Source organism: Flagellimonas myxillae (assembly GCF_023502235.1).
GTDB classification, from domain to species: domain Bacteria; phylum Bacteroidota; class Bacteroidia; order Flavobacteriales; family Flavobacteriaceae; genus Flagellimonas; species Flagellimonas myxillae.
On sequence record NZ_JAMFLY010000002.1, the window covers coordinates 586,901 to 605,048 of the forward strand.

At 44.4% G+C, this 18,148-nt stretch carries 12 protein-coding genes and 1 tRNA gene; 10 read left to right on the forward strand and 3 right to left on the reverse strand.

The window, feature by feature from the left end; all coding sequences use genetic code 11:
- Positions 1–19 precede the first annotated feature (19 nt).
- Together M3P07_RS11170 and M3P07_RS11175 are read left to right on the forward strand one after the other, a co-directional pair.
- Positions 20–3,790: a reprolysin-like metallopeptidase gene (locus M3P07_RS11170; protein WP_249969993.1), complete on the forward strand. Its 3,771-nt coding sequence runs from the start codon at positions 20–22 to the stop codon at positions 3,788–3,790.
- A complete protein-coding gene (locus M3P07_RS11175) occupies positions 3,787–4,473 on the forward strand; it encodes a fibronectin type III domain-containing protein (RefSeq protein WP_249969994.1) in 687 nt (228 codons plus the stop codon). Before M3P07_RS11170 ends, M3P07_RS11175 begins: the two co-directional genes overlap by 4 nt.
- Before the next feature lie 6 nt (positions 4,474–4,479).
- Here M3P07_RS11175 and pth read toward each other — a convergent pair whose 3' ends face one another.
- The 3 genes from pth to M3P07_RS11190 all read right to left on the reverse strand — a co-directional run bounded on the left by pth (position 4,480) and on the right by M3P07_RS11190 (position 6,813).
- A complete protein-coding gene (pth, locus tag M3P07_RS11180; RefSeq protein WP_249969995.1) occupies positions 4,480–5,109 on the reverse strand; it encodes an aminoacyl-tRNA hydrolase in 630 nt (209 codons plus the stop codon).
- Positions 5,110–5,198: 89 nt separating this feature from the next.
- Complete coding sequence (locus tag M3P07_RS11185; RefSeq protein ID WP_249969996.1) at positions 5,199–5,855, reverse strand: 50S ribosomal protein L25/general stress protein Ctc; 657 nt, start codon at positions 5,853–5,855, stop codon at positions 5,199–5,201.
- Between the two features lie 16 nt (positions 5,856–5,871).
- Positions 5,872–6,813: a ribose-phosphate pyrophosphokinase gene (locus M3P07_RS11190; RefSeq protein WP_249969997.1), complete on the reverse strand. Its 942-nt coding sequence runs from the start codon at positions 6,811–6,813 to the stop codon at positions 5,872–5,874.
- A gap of 162 nt (positions 6,814–6,975) precedes the next feature.
- Here M3P07_RS11190 and M3P07_RS11195 point away from each other — a divergent pair.
- The 8 genes from M3P07_RS11195 to M3P07_RS11230 all read left to right on the forward strand — a co-directional run bounded on the left by M3P07_RS11195 (position 6,976) and on the right by M3P07_RS11230 (position 18,143).
- Positions 6,976–7,057: transfer RNA gene (locus M3P07_RS11195), tRNA-Leu, on the forward strand.
- A 219-nt stretch (positions 7,058–7,276) separates the two neighbouring features.
- The gene (locus tag M3P07_RS11200) at positions 7,277–8,695 is read left to right on the forward strand and encodes an alkaline phosphatase PhoX (RefSeq protein ID WP_249969998.1); all 1,419 of its coding nucleotides are present in this window, start codon (positions 7,277–7,279) and stop codon (positions 8,693–8,695) included.
- A 193-nt stretch (positions 8,696–8,888) separates the two neighbouring features.
- Positions 8,889–9,734, forward strand: coding sequence for a LytTR family DNA-binding domain-containing protein (locus M3P07_RS11205; protein WP_249969999.1), 846 nt, complete (start codon positions 8,889–8,891; stop codon positions 9,732–9,734).
- Between the two features lie 205 nt (positions 9,735–9,939).
- Entirely contained in the window at positions 9,940–11,076 is a 1,137-nt protein-coding gene (locus M3P07_RS11210) for a cytochrome-c peroxidase (protein WP_249970000.1), read from the forward strand.
- A gap of 22 nt (positions 11,077–11,098) precedes the next feature.
- Positions 11,099–12,601: a parallel beta-helix domain-containing protein gene (locus M3P07_RS11215; protein WP_249970001.1), complete on the forward strand. Its 1,503-nt coding sequence runs from the start codon at positions 11,099–11,101 to the stop codon at positions 12,599–12,601.
- A 40-nt stretch (positions 12,602–12,641) separates the two neighbouring features.
- A complete protein-coding gene (locus tag M3P07_RS11220; protein ID WP_249970002.1) occupies positions 12,642–15,728 on the forward strand; it encodes a SusC/RagA family TonB-linked outer membrane protein in 3,087 nt (1,028 codons plus the stop codon).
- A 32-nt stretch (positions 15,729–15,760) separates the two neighbouring features.
- Positions 15,761–17,212: a SusD/RagB family nutrient-binding outer membrane lipoprotein gene (locus M3P07_RS11225; RefSeq protein ID WP_249970003.1), complete on the forward strand. Its 1,452-nt coding sequence runs from the start codon at positions 15,761–15,763 to the stop codon at positions 17,210–17,212.
- 25 nt (positions 17,213–17,237) lie between these two features.
- Positions 17,238–18,143 carry a PKD domain-containing protein gene (locus M3P07_RS11230; RefSeq protein WP_249970004.1) on the forward strand — a complete coding sequence of 302 codons (906 nt, stop codon included), beginning with the start codon at positions 17,238–17,240 and terminating at the stop codon, positions 18,141–18,143.
- The last annotated feature ends 5 nt before the right edge of the window (positions 18,144–18,148 follow it).

Below are 18,148 nucleotides of genomic sequence, written 5' to 3' on the forward strand. Positions count from 1 at the left end.
TGACCGTCGCCCCTTTAGTATGAAAGCTAAGTTACGCCTTGTTTTTTCAATTGCAATATTTTTTGCCTGCTTTTCCATCAATGGTCAACAAGGATATTGGAAATCCGTTCCAGGGAACAGTACTTTCAAAAGTGCTTCCCTAAAAAGTATGGACAAAGCCAATGGGGTCTATACTTTGGACAAAACCAGAATTTTGCAGGATTTGGTTCCAGCAACCAAAATCAATAGAGAAAAACGAACGATCTATCTGCCCAACGAAAAGGGTGAGGTTATCGCCTTTGATGTAAAGGAAACTTCGGTTTTGCATCCTGAGTTGGCCAAAAAGTACCCTGAACTAAAATCGTTTACTGGGATTAGCAGAAATGGGAAATACAAAGTAAAACTCAGCAAGTCCCATAAAGGTATGGACGGGATGTTGGTCAACTTAAAGAATCAAAAAACCACCTTTATTGAGCAAGTGACCGGCCAAGAAGATACCTATGTGGTATACGAAAAAGGTGCGGAGGCTGTGGGCATGGGGAGTTTTGTCTGCAAAACCACGGATATCCAAAAATTAGTGGGCAAGACCATCACTCCATTGGTGGACGACCAGTTATTGCGCAAATACAGAATAGCCGTTTCCGTTTCGGGAGAGTATACCGAACATCACGGGGGAGCGGTAGCGGATGCCTTGGCCGCGATCAATACTACCTTAACAAGAGTCAATGAAGTTTTTGAAACGGATCTGGGCGTGACCCTGGAACTGATTCCCAACAACGATTTGATTATTTTTACGGACCCAGATACAGACCCATATAATGGAAACTTGAATTCTGAGGTGCAGACCACCTTGACCTCCACTATTGGGGAGGAGAACTACGATGTGGGGCATTTGTTCCACAAGGTGGGAGAGGGACAAGACAATGGAAATGCAGGGTTTATTGGAGCCGTTTGCACGGATAATTCCAAGGGAAGCGCTTTTTCGGCCGCCTTTAACCCCCAAGGGGATATTTTTGATTTGGATTTCGTGGCCCATGAATTGGGACACCAGTTTGGAGCCAACCACACCTGGTCTTTTGAAAGCGAAGGGACCGGTGTACAGGCAGAACCTGCTAGTGGAACCACCATTATGGGATATGCTGGAATTGTTCCTGGAAACAATGTGGCACCCAACGGGAGTGACTATTTCCATTTTTATAGCATTCAGCAAATCTCCACTTATTTGCAGTCGGCTGCCTGTGCTGAAGAGACCGGTATAGTGAACAATCCGCCTGTATTGACCCCAGTAGGGGATTACGTTATCCCCAAGGGAACTGCATTTGTTTTGGAAGGAATAGCCACTGATCCTGATGTTGGGGATGTGCTGACCTATGCATGGGAACAAATAGATGATGGGGTTGTTACCACCTCTACTTTTGGTCCCGACAATCCAAGCGGTGCCAATTTTAGATCCTTGCCCCCCACTACAGATCCAGCTAGATATTTTCCCAATTTGTCCAGGGTAGTGCAAGGGGAGCTTACCCAAACAGAACCCGCAACCAATGAAGCTTGGGAAACTGTTTCAAACGTGGCGAGAAACTTTGGCTTCGCGTTTACGGTACGGGACAATGCTCCAGGGGGTGGACAGGTGGTTTCCGATGTTTTGGATGTGCAAGTAGTGAGTGCTGCAGGCCCCTTTGTAGTTACTTCACAAAGCTCCAATGAAATTTATGAAGGTGGCTCTACCCAGGAAGTAACCTGGGATGTGGCCAATACCAATATTCTTCCCGTAAATGCCCAAAACGTGGATATCCTGCTTTCAATAGATGGCGGTGTAACCTTTCCCATCATCTTGGCGGAAGATACCCTTAATGATGGGAGCGAGGAAATACTTATACCCGGAGATGCGACCACCCAGGCAAGAATTATGGTAAAGGCAAGTGACAATGTGTTTTTTGCCGTGAACGCCTCGGATTTTACCATTCAAGAGTCCGAAGTGGTTTTGGATTTTCAAGATTTGGTCCATGAAGTTTGTCAACCCGATGACGTAATTATTCCATTTACTTATCAAACCTTTGGTGGCTTTGCCGAGGCCTCCACTTTTTCTGTGGACCTTCCTGCAGGCCTAAATGGGGTTTTTGCCCCCCTTAATGCCAGCGCCGATGACACTTCGGTCCAATTGACCCTTTCAAACACCAATGGCGTGTCCCCTGGGGAATATGACATAACCGTAACCTCTACAGCGGCATCGGTGACCAAGAATGTACCGCTCACCCTTATCATTAAAGACAACAATTTTACAGATGTTGTGCTTCAATCCCCTTTGGATGCGGCAGCTAATATTTCAATAAATACCCAGTTGGAATGGGAGGCCAATGTGCTTTATTCCAGTTATGATGTTGAAGTGGCAACAGATGTAGGCTTTACCAATATTGTGGAGTCGACGAGTGTACCGTTCAATTTTTACCAGACAACCAGTCTTGTTGCACAAACTGAATATTTTTGGAGGGTTCGGCCCAACAATGCTTGTGGTACCGGAACTTTTGGAGCGCCCTTTAGTTTTACCACCATTCAGGTGGATTGCAAGACTTTGGAACCCTTGGGGTTGCCTTTGGAAATATCTGCAGTTGGGACCTCTACACTCACAAGTAGTGTACAACTTTTTGAAGATCTGTCTGTTTCGGATGTTAACTTAAATCTCGAGTTAAATCATACTTTTCTAGAAGATTTGATTATCAGTCTAACCTCCCCTGCTGGAACCAAGGTTACCTTAATTTCCAATACTTGCGGGGATGCCAATAATATCAATGCTACATTTGATGATGAGGGTATAGAACTAGTTTGCGGCAACAATCCAGCCATTGAGGGAACTGTGAGGCCATTGGGTTCCCTAAGTTCGTTTATTGGGGAGTCAACCTTGGGGGAATGGACATTGGAGGTATTGGATACGGCTACAGGTGATGGCGGTTCAATAATCGCTTTTTCCTTGGAGGTTTGTGCGGAAGGTGCCTTTAGACCCGATGAGGATGAGGATGGGGTTTTCGATGATGGGGACGACCTTTGTCTGGGTACGCCCAAAGGTACGGAAGTGGATACTTCAGGTTGCCCCATTAACCGTTTTCCTGTTGATAATTTCACCGTGGAAATCCAAAGTGAGAGTTGCCGAAGTAGCAATGATGGATCAATAGGAATCACAGCTGTGGACACTTCCATTACCTATACGGCTGTTTTGGATGGTGGAAATGGCCCCTCAAATTTTGATTTTACGAGTACACATACCTTTCAAAATCTACAGGCTGGAAGTTATTCTTTATGTATTACCGGAACCGATGGAATGATAACTTATCGGGAAACCTGTTTCAATTTGGTCTTGACCCAACCGGAATTGCTGTCGGTTTTTGCTGAGTCTGTGGGTGAGGCCTTAAATCTCACCATGGAGGGTGGAAGTCTGTACAATGTGGAATTGAATGGATTGGTGACACAAACCCAAGAAAAAGAGATTCAACTACAACTAAAAGAAGGTCGGAATACCCTTCGGGTATTTACTGGGTTACCATGCCAAGGGGTTTACGAGGAGTCTTTCTTTATTTCTTCCCGACCTATATTATATCCAAATGCCGTGCAGCAGACTGCCAGGGTATTCTTAAATGGATATAGCGGCAGCGTAAAACTCGAGGTTTTTTCATCCATTGGGCAATTGGTTTTGACCCGGGATGAGATTCTGACTGGAAACGATTTGGACGTGGATATGTCCCTCCTTCCCCAAGGAACGTATTATATACGAGTTGTGACCGGGGATAAGCAAGAAGTAATTAAAATGATCAAGGAATGAAGAAGGTATTGCTATTTTCGGCCATTTTTGTTTTGCTGTCTTCCTGTGGTAAAAATGATGATTCACCACCCATTCCAGACGGAGCTAATTTGCTATTTCCCTTGGAGAACTCTGAATGTACAACTGGGGTTAGTATCAATGACAATTTGAGCCAGATCACCTTTGAATGGGAAGCCTCTTCGAATACAGACAGCTATACTTTGAATGTGGTAAACTTGGAGACCAATATTCCACAAACCATATCGACAGCTGCAACCTCGGCAAGTTTGTCCATAGAGAAGGGTACCCCATTCTCCTGGTCGGTAACTTCCCAAAATTCGGATACGGACCAAATTGCCACAAGCAACACTTGGTTGTTCTACAATGCAGGGGCACAGGTGAATTATGCGCCATTTCCTGCCCAACTTATTGGCCCGGTTTCAGGGTCAACGGTTCAAAAAAGTATATCCAATGAAGTGACGCTACAGTGGTCCGGTGCAGATGTGGAGGATGATATAGCGTCCTTTGAGGTATTTTTCTCCGATCAAAGCCCACCTACCTCTTCCTTGGGCACCTTGGATTCCGAAACTGCGGAAATGGATGTTACTGTACAATCTGATACTATCTACTACTGGAAAATTATCACCACCGATGCAGCGGGTAACACTTCCGATTCTGGAATTTTTGACTTTAAAGTGTTTTAATAAGGCCTAAGTCCCGTTGAATTGGTTCATGGTGTTTTTGGTTCCTGCAAATACATAAGAACGCACAAGATCGGCCGATTTGGCAAGTCTTTCCGGAAGTGCTTTGGTTTCCTCCTCGTTCCATTTTCCTAACACGTAATCCACTTGTCTTCCTTTGCTGAATTCGGCACCAACACCAAATCGAAATCTTGGATACTGGGATGTTTGTAAGGTATTTTGGATATGTTTTAGGCCATTGTGGCCACCATCACTTCCTTTGGTTTTGAGTCGGATGGTGCCAAACGGAAGATTGATATCATCAGTAATGACCAGGACATTCTCCAAAGGAATTTTTTCCTTTTCTATCCAGTATTTGACGGCTTTACCGCTTAAATTCATATAGGTGGATGGCTTTAAGCACAAAATGCTCCGTCCCTTAAATTTGAAGCTTCCCGTGGCTCCCAATTTGGCATTTTCAAAAGTGAATCCTTCCTGTTCGGCTAAAAAATCCAATATTTTGAAACCTACATTATGCCTTGTCTCGTCATAGGCTGAACCAATGTTTCCAAGTCCGACAATAAGAAATTTTTTCATGGGATCGCTTTCTTCAATCAACGGTTTCGGAACACCAAATAGGGATTTCAAAAACTGTAGCATCAAAAGGTTGGGTTTTGCTCAAAAATAAGAAAGCATCCCCAATTCTGTTAAAGAATATCGGGGATGCTTTTATCGGTTTTGGTGAAGAGTTACTCCGTAGCCTCGGCAGCTGGGGCTTCAGCAGCTCCTTCAGCAGCAGCTTCAGTACCTTCTGCTCCTTCAACTCCTTCTTCTTCCTCTTCCTCCTCATCATCAACAGATGTTCTAGAGGCTTTTACCTGTACAACCGCAGTACTATCTGGGTGTAAGATAGTGAAATCATCATTTAAGAGTGTTTCCACAGGAATAGTCCCTCCAATTCTTAATTTGGAGATATCTACTGTGATAAAATCAGGAAGTAGATTTGGCAATGCCTTAATGGAAAGCTTTCTTTTTCTAAACAATAAACGGCCACCGTTTCGAACACCGGGAGAATTTCCTTCCAAACGAACAGGGATGTTCATGGTTACCGGCTTGTCCTCGAACAACTGATAGAAATCGATGTGCAAAATTTTGTCGGTTACAGGATGAAACTGGATATCCTGTAATACTGCATCAAACTTTTGTCCGTCTTCCAACTCAATCACAGCCGTGTGTGCATTTGGGGTGTAGACCAGGTGTCTGAATGCTAGTTCATCAGCTGAAAAGTGCAATGGTTTATCCCCTCCGTACAACACGCAAGGGACCTTTCCAGCATTACGTAAGGCTTTGGTAGATACCTTGCCCACGCTTTCTCTTTGGGATCCTTTGATAGTAATTGACTTCATTATATATTAAATTGATTTACATTAAAAACTTTGAAGATATTGAGGTGTTGTGGTGAACTCTGTGCATAACATCTGCAAATAAGTCTGCACAACTCAATACCTTAATTTTTTCTTTATCCTGTTTTACAGGAATTGAATCGGTAACGATCAACTCCGTTAACCGTGATTCTTCTATTTTTTCGTAAGCACTGCCAGAAAGTAGCCCATGTGTGGTGATCGCACGGACGCTAATCGCACCGCGTTCCATCATCAAGTCTGCTGCCTTGGTCAAAGTACCAGCAGTATCTACCATATCATCCACCAAAACCACATTTTTACCATTTACATCCCCGATCAATTCCATATGGGAAATAACATTGGCCTTGGCCCTTTGCTTGTAACAGATGACCACATCACTCTCCAAAGCCTTGGAATAGGCATATGCCCTTTTAGATCCACCCATGTCAGGTGAGGCAATGCACAAATTGTCGAGTTTGAGACTTTTTAGGTAGGGCAAAAACAGGGTTGAGGCAAAAAGGTGGTCCACCGGTTTTTCAAAGAAACCTTGGATTTGGTCGGCATGTAAATCCATGGTAATGATTCTGGTGGCACCGGCCGTTTCCAACATTTTTGCAATTAGCTTGGCTGCTATGGGTACCCTAGGTTTGTCCTTTCGGTCTTGCCTTGCCCATCCAAAGTAGGGCATAACGGCCGTAATATGCCTTGCTGAAGCTCTTTTGGCTGCGTCCAACATCAACAACATTTCCATAAGGTTCTCCGAACTCGGGTTGGTTGAGCCGATGATAAAGATTCGCGCCCCCCTAATGGATTCTTCAAATGAAGGTTGAAATTCACCATCGCTATATCTTGAGAAAAGCACATTCCCCAAGTTGGCCCCGTATGATGCGGCTATCTTTTCACCCAAGGCTGTACTCTGGGTACAGGCAAAAATTTTAGGTTCTGGAACTTGGTATGGCATGGTAAACTCTTGTCGACTAGCTTATTATGGTTCTTTTCTTCAAAAGAGGTGCAAATTTAAAAATTAATTCGGGTTGCTAAAGGATATTTCAAGGTATTTTTGGTGGTAAATGAAATTATTTTTTAGCTTTGCAATCCCATTTCAAAAAGGGACTACAAAAATGCCTTGGTGGCGGAATTGGTAGACGCGCTGGATTCAAAATCCAGTTCTTTCGGGAGTGTGGGTTCGATTCCCACCCAAGGTACATCAAAAGCCGAGATTTATTTCTCGGCTTTTTTTATTCCCATACATAACTTCGAGTTCTTGCCCACATGCGTCCCATATCATGTTTTCCGTGGGTTATAAAAACGTTTTAACATTTCAAACAAGCTAGAATTTTCAAATCGTTGGGTACATTTGTAGGAAGAGGTCCATGATAGGTTTCCTAGAACACTACAAAACTGAACATCAAGAAAAATAGACCATGAAAGTTAGCCACAAAGACTATACACGAAGACATTTTATAAAACAATCAACCCTTACCTCCATAGCGCTTATTTCGTTGGTCAATTGCACTAACAGGAAGAGGAAAAGCGAAGCAGTGCCTAATAATGGGATGGCAAAGTTGGAGTTGAAACCTGATCCCAAAGGATACCTTGATCTTCCAGAAGGATTTTCGTATAAAGTTATCTCCAAATCCGGAGAGAAAATGTCGGATGGTCTATTGGTACCTGGAAGACCGGACGGGATGGGCGCCTTTCTGGCTGCAGATGGAAAAATCGTAATCATCCGAAACCACGAAAACAGTGCCACGGATTTGGAACACAGTCCCTTTGGCCCTGCTAATGAAATGCTGCCCGATATAGATTTGGATAGATTGTACGACTCTGGCAGCGGAACCAATCCCGGATTGGGAGGCACAACAACCCTAATTTATGACGAGGATACCGGAGTGGTTGTTGACGAATTTTTGAGCCTTGGGGGCACTTACAGGAATTGTGCCGGGGGGGTGTCACCATGGGGTACTTGGATTACTTGTGAGGAAGATGTCACCAAAGCAGATGGAAAACAGATTCTGGAAGACCATGGATATGTATTTGAAGTATCCATGAATGCCAAGGAAATGGTAGAGCCAAAACCCGTCAAAGCCATGGGACGATTTAACCATGAGGCAGTGGCCGTTGACCCGGATTCTGGGTGTGTATATCTTACCGAAGATAGGCATGATGGACTCATTTACAGGTTTATTCCAAAGGAGAAAGAAAATCTTTTGGCAGGGGGAGAATTACAGGCGTTAGCCGTACGCGACAATCAAAGTCTGGATACAAGAAATTGGGAATCACCCACAGTTCCCAAAAATAATCCCATGGAAGTTTTCTGGATTGATTTGGATGATGTGGAATCCCCGGAAGACGATTTGCGATATCGCGGCTTTGATCTTGGAGCTGCCCGGTTTGCTCGGGGCGAGGGTATATGGATGGGAGATGGTGAACTTTTCTTTGCGTGCACCAATGGAGGGCCGGATAATTTTGGGCAAGTTTTTAAATATAGTTTGTCCCCTAAGGAAGGTCTGGAAGGAGAAAATGAGGCCCCAGCTTCCCTTGAACTTTATGCAGAATCCAACGACAAAACGGTATTGCACATGTGCGACAACCTTTTTATCGCTCCTTGGGGAGATGTGCTGCTCTGCGAGGACAACGGCGAGCTAAACCATATTAGAGGTATTGACAAAGACGGGAAAATTTATACCTTGGCCCGAAACCAAAGTTCTAAGTCAGAACTTACCGGCTTGGTCTTTTCCCCTTCAGGAAAGACACTTTTTGTGAATGTGCAGGAGAATGGAGACACTGTCGCCATTACTGGACCATGGGAGAGATTTGGCAAATCTGAGGTAAGAATTTGATTGCTCCAATTACGCCCTTTATTTGAAGTTTAAAGAGAAATTTCGTGTACCCTCTTCGCTTTGAACTAAATCCAAAATCTGCTACACCAATGGTAAAAGAGTGTCCTAAAGTTTCTTGATATCAACTTTCCAAATTTTTACATATTAAACAAGTTTATCCTATATTTAATATGAAGCTCTACTGCAAATTTGAATGAAACGAATCGCCAACGTTTTAAAGCTAGAATTCCCTTATCTGGATACAGTCCAGAACAAACTCTTGCTTGTTGGATTTTTGGCGGTGTTTTGTCTGGTTTTCTTAAATGTCTATGTCCCCTTTAATATTGAAGTATGGGGAGGTACCATTACAGGATACATAATTGTTGGAACAGTAGTTATCTTGATCAGTCAATTTGTATTGAGGCCGCTTTTCAGGCTAAATAAGTTTAAGACCTACAGTTTTTTGCTCTGGGTTGCCCTTGAAGTGCTTTTGATTGCATGGGGGATGTATTTGGCCTTTGGCCCCGAATTGGACACCTTTTTGGAGAAGTGGAACGAGTACTGGCTAACCGTAAGATATACCACTTTGATTCTGGTTGGTCCCTATTTGGCCTTTGTTTGGTATTTGAGTTTTCGATATAAATTGGCCAAGATCAAGGCCATTCAAAACCATAGCTTGGAATTCAATTCAGAATTGGGGGATAAACTCCTGACCATCATTGGTGAAAATGAAAAAGTGATATTGGCCATCAAGTACCAAAAACTGCTTTGTGTAAAATCTGCAGGAAACTATTTGGAACTGTATTATCTAAAAGGGGAAGATCAGGTAAAGGAATTGGTTCGGGGTAGTTTAAAGGAGCTTGAAAAAAAAATCGAGGAGAGTAATATTGTAAAAGTGCACCGTTCGTACCTGGTCAATGTAGATCACATTTCTTCCCTAAAGAAAACCAAGAAGAGCTACCAGTTGAATGTGCAGCATATGCCCAATACCTCCATTCCCGTTTCCGCTGGATTCAAGAACTCATTTGAAGAAGCGCTGAAACAAAAAGTATCCCATTAGTAACATTATAGGTATCATTCATCACAAAACCCTCTGTTTATAGTTGTTGGGGGACTCATCTTTATTTATTTGTGGCACTGCCAAATCCAATTAGAAACAATTAAGGACCAAATTCGGCCCCCAGTTTTGATTGGAAAAACAGATAATTAAGTTGAGTAAAAGGAATACGATAAAATCGGGTTTGTACGCTGCATGTTTAGGTGTTATGGTATTCATCCTATATGCCTCCAATGTGTCGTCTTCACCCTACGTCGATGTACCCTTGCTCAATTGCAATTGCCCTCCAGGATTTAAACTGACCGAAGACAATACATGTATCGCCCGAAATCTATATGATCAATATGCCGTGCGTAACCTAGCCGGTGTTGGGGGTTTAAAATCAGCTTTGCCAAAAATCAGGGACGGTTTTTCCCCACAGGAAATTGACTTGGGCAGATATTTGTTTTTTGACCCGGTACTTTCTGGCGATGGAACCATTTCTTGCGCTTCCTGTCACGACCCTAAAAAAGGATTTAGCGACGGTTTGGCCACCAGCATTGGGATAGATGGGCACAAGGCAAAACGCGCTGCGCCCACTTTATGGAATGTGGGTTACCTGAAAAAGTTGTTTTGGGATGGGCGTTCCACAAACTTGGAAGACCAGATGGAAGGGCCGTTGTTCTCGGAGGAAGAGATGGGGAACACACCCGAGAACCTGTTAAGTTCCCTAAACGGCATAGAAAACTATAGAAAACTTTTTGCCGAGGCCTTTCCGGATAGAAATTCAAATGCAAAGATTTCATTGGATGAGATCTATACAGCAATCGCTGCATTTGAGGCCTCCCTTATTTCCTTGAACAGCAAGTATGATCAATATGCACATGGCTACCATGATGCGCTCAACCAAAAGGAAATTGAAGGACTCAACATTTTTAGGTCTTTCGTTGCCCGATGTGCTGAGTGCCATACACCGCCATTGTTTACAAACCAACAGTTTGCCGTTATTGGAACCCCCGAACCTGACGGTTTGCCGTTGGACCCCGGTGCAGAAGTGCCGTTCAAGGACAAGTCCCTTAGAGGGGCATTTAAAGTGCCCAGTCTTCGAAATATTGAAAAGACAGCACCCTACATGCACTCTGGACGTTTCAAAACGCTTCGTGAAACCGTACAGTTTTATACCAATGGTCGTGGGCATGCAGTACCTGAGGGTGAAGACCTTTTGATACACTGGCACATTTGGGAGCCCAATTTAACCGATTATGAGTTGGATAGGTTGGTGGATTTTCTCAAAACCCTGACCGATGAAACCTTTACCCCACAAGTTCCTGACAAAGTGCCTTCTGGCTTAGAAATATCATTCTGAATTAACTATCAAATAAACAAACATGAAAAAAACCTTTCTAAAAATCCTTGGTGTTGTGTTCTTTCTGGCCGTGGGTATGTTCTTGGGAAAACACTTTTTTGGGGTAAAGAGTGTTGAAACTGTTCCTATGCCTTCCACGATAAAATATAGGAATGTGGGTATATCCAGCGACACTACACAAGTTGCCCAATCCCAAGAGTTCAATGGGCAAATAATTGAAGTAAAAAACGGATCCTCCATTCAAGATGCGGTAAAGAAGGCCAACCCTGGAGACTTGATCCGGGTATTTCCCGGAACCTATTCGGAAAATGTGTACATCGACAAGGACGATATTAGCCTTCAAGGGGTGGTAATCAATGGCGAGTGGCCAACCTTGGATGGAAATAAGGAAATAAATGATGCCTTTCTGTATTCCGGGAACGGGATTCTAATAGAGAATTTTAAGATTATCAACTACAAGGGGAATGGCGTGATGGGACAGGCGGGGAACAACTTTGTCATCCGCAACAACTGGATCATTGATACAGGGGTCTATGGCATCTTTCCGCAGTATGGAAAAAACGGACTTATAGAGCACAACGTACTCAGTGAAATTGAGGATGCGGCCATCTATGTAGGGATGTGTGACAATGTTGATGTACTGCACAATGAGGTTTTTGACAATGTTGCTGGTATCGAAATTGAAAACTCCAGACATTGTTTGGTCGAAAACAACTATGCCCATATGAATACGGGTGGGATTCTGGCTTTTGTTACTCCTGGGCTGCCCATTAAAACCACTTTTGATGTGATAATCCGAAACAATTTTGTGGTAAACAACAATCACGCAAATTTTGGGGCGCCTGGATCCACTGTGGCGGGTATTCCGGCCGGTACAGGAATTTTGATAATGGCTGCGGACGATGTGATCGTGGAAAACAACATCATAACCGGAAACAACAATACAGGAATCACCATCGTAGATCTTGCCAATGGTATGCCCCGTGCCAACGACCCAAATTCAGAGGGGAATCCAGACCGCGTTGTGATCCTGGATAACATTATGTACGACAATGGCAACGAGCCTACTGGGGAGATCAAGGCCATAATGCTGACCAAATTGGAAAACAAAGGCCCCGATATTTTCGCTTTTGGAGGCGGTACCGGAAGTACCATTAGGGACAAAAACAAGTACAGGACTTTTGGTATAGATGATTATGGCATTGCCCAAATCACGGATACCAAAGATATTCCGACCATGATGACCCCAGGTCCTGTGCCTCCGCGTTCGGTTTCTGAACAGGAATTAGGGGAGATGACCTATTATGGAGTGTGTGCGGGTTGCCACGCTTTTGGAACCCGTTTGATTGGGCCTCCTACCGAAATTCTACAGGCCATTCACAACAATAATCCACAAGGCATCGTGGATTACATCAACAATCCAAAAAACTTAAGGGAGGATTATCCAGAAATGCCCCCTCAGGATTATCTATCCGACGAGGCTAAGATGGCGGTAGCAGAATACATACTGGCTTTGAAAGAATAAGAAGAACCAACCTTCTTCAAAATAACCTAACTAAATCTATATGAAACAACTGATCTTTTTTGTGGCTGTGATTGGATTTTCAATTTCGGCCATTGGACAAAAAACGGTGTCAGGTACCGTAATGGAACAGGGCACCAGCTTACCGCTATTGGGGGTAAGTATTTTGGAAAAGGGAACCACAAATGGAGCTTCCACCGATTTTGATGGCAACTATACCATCAATGTTGCGGGAGACGAGGCTACGCTGGTGTTCTCTTTTTTGGGCTATAAGACCCAGGAGGTAACTGTGGGTGGCCAATCCGTTGTAAATGTGTCCCTTGAGGTGGACGCACAAAAGATGGATGAGGTAGTGCTCACGGCCCTGAACATCCAAAGGGACAAAGAGTCTTTGGGATATTCCATTTCACAGGTAACCTCGGAACAAGTAAATGTGGCCCGGGAGAACAATGTAATGAACTCTTTATCCGGAAAGGTATCTGGACTTCAGATTACACAATCCAATACAGGGGTTGATGGTTCTAGCCGGGTATTATTGCGGGGAATAACCACGATAAGCGGTAGCAATAGACCTTTGGTGGTCATAGATGGAATCCCGATCAATAATGGTTCCGGTGGGGCCGGTGGAGGCGGAGGCGTGGACCGAGGTGATGCCTTGTCCGACATCAATCCAGACGATGTGGAGTCCATAAGCGTCTTGAAGGGTGCAGGCGCCGCAGCAGCCTATGGTTCGTTGGGAATGAATGGGGTTATTTTGATCACCACCAAATCCGGGGGGAAAAAAGATGGGGTTGGAATTTCCCTCAACTCGTCCTTTACCTTAACAGATATTTTATTGACCCCGGATTTTCAGAATGAGTACGGAACCGGAGCTTTTGGAGATTTTGCACCACTAAATCTAGATGGGCGTCCCGTACTGGATTACCCATTTTCCTGGAGTTGGGGACCTAGAATGGAAGGCCAGACCTACACGAATTGGTTGGGCAGGCAAGACACCTATAACCCAAATCCCAGCAGAAACCCTTATAAGGAATTCTACCAAACCGGATTTGCCCTGTCCAACACCGTGGCTTTTGAAGGGCGCGGGGACAAAGGTTCGTTTCGTCTCTCCATTACCGATGAGGAAGGTCAAGGTATCGTGGGAAACAATACCCTCAACAAACAGACTTTTAGTTTGAGGGGTTCCACCAATTTGACCAATAAACTCTCCATAGATGGAAAAATGACTTATATCACTTCCAAGGTTCGGAACAGACCACAATTGGCCGAAGGAAGTGGCAATACAGCCTTGCAACTTTCCTTGATGCCCAGGGATATCCGATTGGAAGATGTGGCTAACAACACCATAAATGCCAGCGGGGAGGAGATCAAGTGGAATTTGGACAATACCTTCAACAACCCTTATTGGGCCTTGGAGAACGCTGGAAATTTTGATGAAAAAGACAGATATCAAGGTTTTCTTTCCGCAAATTGGATGATAAGCGACAAGTTCAATGTAACCGCCAAAACAGGGATGGACAATATTGTGTTTGACTATACCACTTTTGGAGCACGTGGTGCTAGGGCCATAGGCAACGGGCTTGGTTCCTACAGACACGACAGTGGTAAAAGCCGAATCTGGAATTCGGATATTTTGGCCACCTATAATACCGATATTTCCAATGTGAATGTTTCCTTTAGTTTGGGTTCCAACTATAGGGATGAGTTCAGCAGCTACAGGAATATTTGGGGGAACGATAGCAAGGCTCCGAACTTTTACAGAATCAGCAATTACAAAAATACCTTTAGCGATGAAGGGGTTACAAAAAAAGCGATTTACTCCTTTTATGCCTTAAGTCAGTTCAATGTTGGGGGATACCTCTATTTTGATGCCACAGTTCGAAACGACAACTCTTCGGCACTGCCCAAAGAGAACAATTCGTACTGGTACCATTCCGAAAATGTGAGTGTGTTGCTTTCCAAGATTCTTGGGGTGAGCCCCAATATTCTTAGTAGGGGCAAATTAAGGGGGTCCTTTGCCAAGGTTGGTAACGATACCAGCCCTTATAGAACGCAAGCCGTATACAATATTGATCAAACCGTGACCCTGCCTTATACTGTAGCTTCGATACCAGGAAGTCTTCCTTCCTTCGACTTGCGTCCGGAAACTTCCGAGTCTTGGGAAGTGGGTGCAGATTTAGGGTTTTTGAACAACCGCATTACTTTGGACTTTACTTATTACCAGACCAATACTACGGACCAGATTATGGCGGTTCCGGTTTCGGGAACAACGGCATTTTCATCCAAAGTGGTCAATGCTGGAAAAATTCAGAACAAGGGATACGAAGCGCAGTTGAACCTTATTCCTTTTGACTCTGACAATTTCACTTGGACCCTCGGCTTCAATTTTACAAAGAGCAACTCAAAGGTCATTTCCTTGAACGAAGGTTTGGAACGAATAACCTTGGGGTCGCTTTGGACGGCATCTGTAGAGGCTAGGCCCGGCGAGGAGTTCGGAACCATTTACGGGAACGACTTTTTAAGGGACAATTTTGGAAGAAAGATCATTGGGGACGACGGCCTGGCCAAACGTGGGGAACGTGTTGCACTTGGTAACATCAACCCAGATTGGTACGGTGGAATTACGAGTAGTATCCGCTATAAAAACCTCACATTGAATTCTTTGATCACTATTCAACAAGGTGGGGAATACTACTCCTACGGCCGTGGGTACCGTTTGTTTTTTGGAACGGACGCACGAACCTTGGAAGGACGTGAAAACGGAATTATCGAAGAAGGAATCAATGAGTTCACAGGATTCGATAACGACATTACCACCTCGGCAATGTTGAAACACTTTACCGATATATTTTCAAACGAGGTCGCCACCGACCTGATTTTGGATGCAAGCAATGTAAAGTTACGGGAAGTGGCCCTAACGTATGATTTTCCAAAGACCGTTTTAAAAAATACGTTCATACAGTCCGCATCCTTATCCGCGGTGGGAAGAAACTTGCTTTTCCTCTATAACGCAGCGGGCGATATCGACCCAGAGGCCACCTATAGCAGTGGACCCACTAGCACGGCTTTTGAGCATTCTTCCCTGCCTTCCACAAGAAGCTATGGGCTTAATCTAAAACTCAACTTTTAAAATTGATGACTATGAAAAATATACAGCAAATCATGAGAAGTACAGTAGTTATCATAACATTAGGGTTGGTTTTCCTTTCCTGTGAAAAACGCCTGGATGATCTAAGGGAAAATCCCAATGCCTTGACAACCATAGATGATGCCGCCCTGTTTACGAAGGCCGTTAGGTCTGTATTTCAGGGGACCACGGATAATGCATCATCCCATTTTGCCGGGATGCATGCACATTATTATGTAGCCGGAAGTACCTGGAGAGCTCCTGACCAATACGGTGATGGACACGATGGTGATTACAACAGCATTTTGAATGGCCTTTACGGCGGAACCATTCGACATATAGAAGACGTGCTGGAAATTACCACAGCTGAAGGAACTAAAAACCCTGTGCGCAACGCCATGGCGGACGTAATTGCCGTGTTGGGGTTTGCCAAGATTACCGATGCTTATGGAGAAGTGCCCTATACCGAAGGCGGTAAAGGGAAAACAGAGGATATTGTACAGCCCAGATATGATACTCAGGAAAGTATCTATCGAGACATGATTGAACGCCTTTCAAACAGTATAGCGGTACTGAAGAATGCGGACCCGGCCGAAGGATATCCGGACTCGGACCCCATTTTTAACAATGACATGGATAAATGGGTGCGCTTTGCCAATAGTGTCCGTTTAAGGTTGGCCATGCGAGTTCGCTTTGCGGATAGCGCTTTGTCCAGTGCCACGGTAGCTCTGTGCTTGGACGAACCACTTATGGAATCTGTGGACCATGATGCGTTCATGATTGAAACAGAAGGAACCGGAAATGCCTGGTTCAACCGAAGAACAGGATTTCCATCGATTAAAATGTCGACCATGTTAATCGATCAGTTGCAAAGTACTGCAGATCCTAGGTTGCCTGTTTTTGTGAGCCAGGATGGCAATGGAGAATATTCTGGGATGATCAATGGCTTGACCGATGTCGCATTTGGGGGCTCGGATTTTGCCAACAAATCGGATATGGGATTACAACTTTCGTCTCCAGAAAGCAAATTATATGTCATTACAGCTTCAGAGGTTTGGTTGCTCCGAGCGGAAGCGGCCTTGGTTTTTGATAATGATCCAACAGCTGCAAATACATTGTTTAGAATGGGTATAGAAACATCCTTACACCAATGGGAAATCGACCCAACGGACATAGCGACCTTTATGGGGTCTCCCTCGGCAACCTTGGCGGGAATCAATGATGAAGAACAAATCGGGGTACAGATGTGGTTGGCCTTGGTGCCGAATTACTTCGAGGGTTGGATCCATATCAGAAGAACGGGATACCCGATAATTCCTGTAAGGGAGGATGCGGATTTGCACCCAGGGGTGACTAACGGAATTATGCCGACCAGATTTAAGTACTCCTCTTTTGAATTGGGCTCCAATACGAACAATGTTACGGAGGCCATCAACAGACAAGGACCCAACGCCATAGATACTCCTGTTTGGTGGGATAAGAATTAAAATGAACAAACTAAGAACAAAACAAATGAGACATAGTAAGATATTGGGAATTTTATTGCTCGCCTTGGCCTTGGTCAATTGTAGCGAGGATGACGCCCCGCTGGAGCCTTTGGCTGATTTTCAATTTTTGGTGGAGGGATCCGTGGTGACATTTAATGGAACTGTGGCAAATGCTACTTCGATCTCTTGGGATTTTGGTGATGGATCCAGTAGTTCCGACGAAGATCCGGTATATGCTTATGCAAGTCCAGGAACCTACGAAGTTGTATTGACGGTATCTGGAGCAAATGGCTCCTTCACGGAGACCAAGGAAGTGACCATTTTGCCTTCATTGGAAATTTTGTTGACCGGTGGGCCAGCAAGACCAGAAGGAAAGACCTGGAGGTTGCGAAGGGCCTATACCGCTGGGAAGGAAGGTGCAGGTCTGATAACAAGCGATTTGAGCCTTTTGATAGCTTCCTTCGACAATTTGTTGGATGCGGTTGGTCTGGGCGCTTCGTACGATGATGCGTTCACGTTTGTACACGATGGTACCTACAAAGTGGATAATGTGGATGGACAAAGTTTAATGGGCCTTGTTCATGCCAGCGCGTTTTTCCCAGCTGAAATTACAGGAGTTTCATTGGATGTGAACAATGTACCCTTGGCACACGCGCTATACACCCCAAAAACGGATGCCACTTGGATGGTCAGCGAAGAAGATTTTTCCGTGGGTACCCTGCATCCCCTTGAGGGTCCAATTTCCGTTCCTTTTACGGGACAACAACGTTTGATTTTGGATGAGTACCTGGGATATAAGGAAACCACCAATATTATCATTATTAAAGAATTGACGGAAACAACAATGAATGTGGCCATGGGAATCCATACGGAACCTGCTGCTTTTGATACCCCAACATTGTTTTTCCATTTGACATTTGAGTCGCTCTAACGAAG